A 1,276-nucleotide genomic window follows, 5' to 3' on the forward strand; every position below is an offset into this window, starting at 1 on the left:
CTCTTAAAATATTGGCGAATAGTTCTTGCGTCCGACAATTAAATTTCTATTATTCTGCCATTTAACACAGTAAATTACCGCTTGTGTGCGGTCATTTAAAAGCGCGGGGGCGTGAAGCGTCAAACTTGGAAGTGGTTTTATGGGAACTCAAAAAAGACGACTCATCGTTGTTGGAAATGCCGATTTACCGAGGGATTTGTCTGAAGAGATTGATAGCGCAGACTATGTCTTACGTTTTAATCATCCACGTTTGCTTAAAGGTTGGAGTGGCACTAATACCAGCTGCCTTATGATGTCTAATGCCAATGAACCGATGCAGGAAAGGCTTAGCGACCCAGCTTTTCTTGAATGCAAGTTTTTTAAACAGGCTCAAACGCTTACGTTTGTCTATCATCCTTATATTATAAAAAATTATTGTAAGCGACCAAGCCTGATTTCACGATTATTGAGACATCAAAGGAGTGACTGGACCAATAAAGCAGTCAGTGTATTTGGTAAAGCACACAAGGATATCGTCATTAAATCAGCACAATTCTATCTTGAAGCTTGTGCTGAAATCGGCATTGAAGGCAATAAACTCAAGGAATTGTTTCCTTCGACCGGTTACCTTGGAATCTGGGATTACCTACATCGTTTAGATTTGTTCGAATGGGAAATCTATATTTGTGGTTTTACCTGGCAGGGTTGGGTAGGGCACAACTGGTCGGCTGAAAAAGAATGGGTTCACAAACGTGTTGCGGAAGGAACATGCCATTTCCTTGAATAAGCGATTTTAGGAGCAAGCAGTATAATTCACCTTTGTTTTCCTTTCCATTCGTCCCTGGTATGGAGGTTGGAATTTAGCAGCCTGTTTTGACGCCGCTTGTTATTGAAACATTCCGTAAAAAAGACTGTCGCCAGTTGTTTCGGCGCGCTCAAGTCAGATCGACTTTCTGTTCGGCCTCGTTGCGGCCGGTATGGGTGTAGGATTTTTACCCCGTATGATTGCTGAAAAACGGAATGTCAAAAATGTCAAAATGGTTGAAATAACCGACACAATTATTGAATGGCATATGGCTTTAATCTGGCGCAGTCAAAGCCATCTTTCCTATGCGGCACGCGAATGGTTGCGGCTTTCAGGTGAATACCATGATGGAACATTAAAGGTAAATAATGGCATAAAATCATGAGCCGTTTTTTCCTGCACCCAAGAAAAAAGGTGCAGAAGCAACATAGTGTAAAATTCTCTTAAAATATTGGCGAATAGTTCTTGCGTCCGACAATTAAATTTCTATTA

General features: G+C 41.1%; 2 protein-coding genes. Both read left to right on the forward strand.

Annotated features, from left to right (window positions below; translation table 11 throughout):
• Positions 1-139: 139 nt before the first annotated feature.
• Positions 140-766, forward strand: a complete 627-nt coding sequence (locus tag H3S94_RS11730; RefSeq protein WP_198241176.1) for a glycosyltransferase family 29 protein — start codon at positions 140-142, stop codon at positions 764-766.
• A 166-nt stretch (positions 767-932) separates the two neighbouring features.
• Positions 933-1,169, forward strand: coding sequence for a LysR substrate-binding domain-containing protein (locus tag H3S94_RS11735; RefSeq protein WP_246786498.1), 237 nt, complete (start codon positions 933-935; stop codon positions 1,167-1,169).
• The last annotated feature ends 107 nt before the right edge of the window (positions 1,170-1,276 follow it).

It is taken from the genome of Bartonella sp. B10834G3 (assembly GCF_016102505.1).
In the GTDB taxonomy this organism is placed as follows: domain Bacteria; phylum Pseudomonadota; class Alphaproteobacteria; order Rhizobiales; family Rhizobiaceae; genus Bartonella; species Bartonella choladocola.

Bases quoted from the DNA above. Each gene is read 5' to 3' on its own strand.
- H3S94_RS11730 (WP_198241176.1), top strand. From the start codon at position 140: ATGGGAACTCAAAAAAGACGACTCATCGTTGTTGGAAATGCCGATTTA.